At 47.2% G+C, this 3,804-nt stretch carries 4 protein-coding genes; 1 reads left to right on the forward strand and 3 read right to left on the reverse strand.

Annotated elements, in window-relative coordinates:
- Positions 1-91: 91 nt before the first annotated feature.
- Positions 92-847, forward strand: coding sequence for an adenosylcobinamide-GDP ribazoletransferase (gene cobS / locus AC805_RS21410; RefSeq protein WP_055077285.1), 756 nt, complete (start codon positions 92-94; stop codon positions 845-847).
- A 90-nt stretch (positions 848-937) separates the two neighbouring features.
- On the opposite strand, the gene AC805_RS21415 is transcribed toward cobS, so the two are convergent.
- The 3 genes from AC805_RS21415 to AC805_RS27015 all read right to left on the reverse strand — a co-directional run.
- Positions 938-1,339 (reverse strand): hypothetical protein, encoded by a 402-nt coding sequence (locus AC805_RS21415; protein WP_197278814.1) that lies wholly within the window; start codon positions 1,337-1,339, stop codon positions 938-940.
- A gap of 392 nt (positions 1,340-1,731) precedes the next feature.
- The gene (gene aspS / locus AC805_RS21420) at positions 1,732-3,525 is read right to left on the reverse strand and encodes an aspartate--tRNA ligase (protein WP_055077287.1); all 1,794 of its coding nucleotides are present in this window, start codon (positions 3,523-3,525) and stop codon (positions 1,732-1,734) included.
- A gap of 62 nt (positions 3,526-3,587) precedes the next feature.
- On the reverse strand, positions 3,588-3,804 hold a 217-nt coding region (locus AC805_RS27015), incomplete at its 5' end, for a hypothetical protein (protein WP_231664078.1).

Here is a 3,804-nt window from a genome sequence, read left to right on the forward strand (position 1 = left end):
CCACTCATCTTTGTTTTTTGATTTGTCATATAAATTAAAGAAGGGGTGAAATTTCTCTCCTCAATTTATCGATATTTTGGGATTTTTTTAAATGCAGTTTTGGCGAAAATTGCCAGCGGCAATAATTTTCTATACCTGTATCCCTTGGCGGACGCAGGGAAATCTTGATTTTCGCGGAATTGCTCTTTATGCCCCACTAATTGGTCTGGGCATCGGTCTGGCGATCGCTGCTGTCGATTTCGGTTTGGGATGGCTCAAACCTTCATCTGATTTCATTTACTTGCGATCGCTCCTGACAATTTTGTTAGGACTATCGATCACGGGTGGTTTGCATCTGGATGGGGCAATGGATACTGCTGACGGGCTAGCAGTGACCGATCCCGAACGCCGCCTTGAAGTGATGGCAGATAGCAATACGGGCGCTTTTGGGGCGATCGCGGGAATAGTGATTTTGTTATTAAAAGTAATGGCGTTGGCGGCGATTAGCGATCGGCGAGTTTGGATTTTAGCGGCTGTCTGGGCTTGGGCGCGGTGGGGACAATTGCGGGCAATTATGGCTTATCCCTATCTCAAGGCGATGGGCAAGGGAAAATTCCATCAGGAGGATTTACATTATTGGCAAGTTTGGCTGGTGGCATTTCTACTAATCGCGGGCAACCTAGCGATCGGATATTTTGCCCATGCAATTGCTTTCGCGCTTGGGTTATCGGCGATCGCTTTCACTATTACTTGGTCGCTCGGCGCATGGTTTAACCGACAACTGGGCGGACAGACTGGGGATACCTATGGCGCGATCGTGGAATGGACTGAAGCCCTAAGTTTATCCGCGATCACCTATTTGCTATGATTACATCAGTATAAGTAGCTGGACATAATTAAAAACCAGACTGAAAACCTGAAGCGCAGCGCGTGCGCTACAGGTTTTCGGGTTTAATCTCTATGGGCGATCGCCGTTGCCCTCTTCGGGAGGTTTAGGTGGTAGACCCAAAGCCTCAATGAGTTTCTCCTTAGTTACCCCCAACTTCTTAGCGGCGGCATCTAAATCAGGGCGGGGTGGTCTCGATTTAGGTGGTTCTCCTCCATTGGATTCGGGTGGTTTAGGTGGTATACCTAAAGCTTCAATCAGTTTTTCTTTGGTTACCCCCAACTTCTTAGCGGCGGCATCTAAATCAGGACGAGGTGGTCGATTACGAGGTTTTTCCTGATTGGATTCGGATTGTGCTTGAGCCGATAAATTTAGGTTAAATGAACTGGGTAATGTGGTGACTGCGCTGCCTAATAGAAGGGCGATCGCTATAACTGGCATTGATTTAGTAAATTTATTCATCGCTGGAGTCATTGCTATGGTGTGAAGTTGCGTTTGACATATTTCATCAAAACCTAAAAAAATGATCGTTTCCTTAGCAAAAGAATTACAGTTTTGTAATTTTCTTTATCCTTGAAGCGCGTAGCGATCGCTATAAGTAGTTCGGCATAATTAAAAACCAAAACCAGAGAGCATACCGCCCGCGCAGCGGGCGGTATGCTCTTCTAGGTTTTAAGTTTACTTATGCCTAGCTACTTACATAACGTCAGTTCGGGTTAAATTGGCAAACCCTTTCTCAAAGCCCAAAAGTAAAAGCCTTGCTACGCAAGGCTTTTACTTTTGGGCTTTGAGAAAGGGTTTGCTTAGGACAAGCCCCAAAGATGAGTGGCGGCGCTTCGCGCCGCCACTCATCTTTGGGAATTGGACTAGCTCTTTGCAGGAGGTAGGGATAACTTGACATGAAGTTCTTTTAACTGTGAGTCATCCACACTTGATGGCGCGTCAGTCATCAGATCGCGAGCTTGCTGGGTTTTGGGGAAGGCAATGACATCACGAATGGAATCGGCTCCAGAGATCAACATCACTAAGCGATCGAGTCCGAAGGCTAGTCCCCCGTGGGGAGGCGTGCCATATTCAAAGGCTTCCAATAGGAAACCAAATTTCTCTTTTGCCTGTTCGGGAGTTAGCCCGATCGCGGCAAAAACTTTTTCTTGAACATCGCGTTTGTGAATCCGAATGCTCCCGCCACCAATTTCTGTACCATTGAGTACCAAGTCATAGGCTAGGGCGATCGTATTTACGTCAATGGGTTGACCGTTCTCAATGTCTTGGGGGCGGGGAGAGGTGAAGGGGTGATGCAGAGCCTCTAGTCTCTTCTCATCCGCATTCCACTCGAACATGGGGAAATCGGTTATCCACACGAAATTGAGCTTTTGATCGTCGATTAAACCTAATTCCCGACCGAGGGCTAGGCGCAGACGATAGAGGGATTCATTGACGATCGCCTTCTCTCCAGCCCCAAACAACAGAATCGTACCTGCGGTTGCTCCAGTACGCTCTAGCAATTCCTGCTTGACTTCTTCGGTGAGACTATCCTTAAGTGCGCCGATCGTATCGATTACGCCACCTTCGCGAACGCGGATAAAGGCTAATCCCTTTGCCCCATATTGAGCAACCAAATTAGCAAGATCGCCGCCTGGTTTGATGCGCGTATTAGAAATTGCCGCATCGCCGCCGAGTACGGGTAAAACTTTGATGATGCCACCATTGGCAATCGTGTTAGCAAAGACCTTGAAGCCAGAATTGACAAATAAATCCGATACATTGACTAATTCCATGCCAAAGCGTGTGTCGGGGCGATCGCACCCATAGCGATCCATCGATTCGGCATAGGTGAGGCGGGGGAAGGAGCCTAATTCCAATCCTTTAACGGTCTGGAAAATGTAGCGAATTAGGTTTTCATTGAGTTCGATGATTTCTTCCTGAGACATGAAACTCATTTCCATATCCAGTTGGGTAAATTCAGGTTGACGATCGGCGCGTAGATCCTCATCGCGGAAACATCGAGCGATTTGATAATAGCGATCGCATCCACCAACCATCAACAACTGCTTAAATAGCTGTGGTGACTGGGGCAAGGCATACCATTGCCCTGCATTAACGCGACTGGGGACGAGGTAGTCTCGCGCTCCTTCGGGAGTGGAGCGGCAAAGGATTGGCGTTTCTACTTCCATAAATCCATACTCATCTTCAAGGAAGCGGCGAATGGATTTTACAACTTCAAATCTCAGCTTGAGATTGCTCGATAGGCGATCGCCTCGCATATCGAGATAGCGATATTTAAAGCGCAGCTCTTCTTTAATCGTGTCCGCTTCAGAAATTAGGAAGGGTAATGGCTTGCTGACAGCATTGAGCAATTCGATGGATTCGGCATAAATTTCCACTTCCCCTGTGGCGAGTTTGGGATTGAGGGATTCTTCAGGACGCTGAGAAACTTTGCCAATAATTCTGACTACATACTCGTTTCGCATTTCCCCCGCAAGGTCATAGGACGCTGGAGTTCGTTGGGGATCGCTAACGATCTGGACGATTCCCGTGCGATCGCGCAGATCTAAAAAGATCACTCCACCATGATCCCGTCTGCGATCGATCCAACCGCACAAGCTAACTGTTTGTCCGAGATGTTCGGCATTGAGGTGACCGCAATAGTTGCTACGCATCATGATGTTATTGGCGAAACTTTAGAGAAAAAAGTAAAAACTGGAATTTTGACCATTTACTATCATAACTTGTAAAGCGTTAGCCCCAACATAAGTGTTTCAAGAAATAGTATTGCCCCATACTCCTTTCCCGCTATAAAATTAGACATTAAAAACCAAGAAGACGTTGCGGCGCTTCGCGCCGCAACGTCTAATTCTTCACTGGGAAGGGAGTAACTAATGATGGATGACGTTTCACGCTGCCTATCTTTAGTTACTCGATATAGCAGTAGCCAGTTA

Source organism: Pseudanabaena sp. 'Roaring Creek', from assembly GCF_001402795.1.
Classification (GTDB): Bacteria; Cyanobacteriota; Cyanobacteriia; order Pseudanabaenales; family Pseudanabaenaceae; genus Pseudanabaena.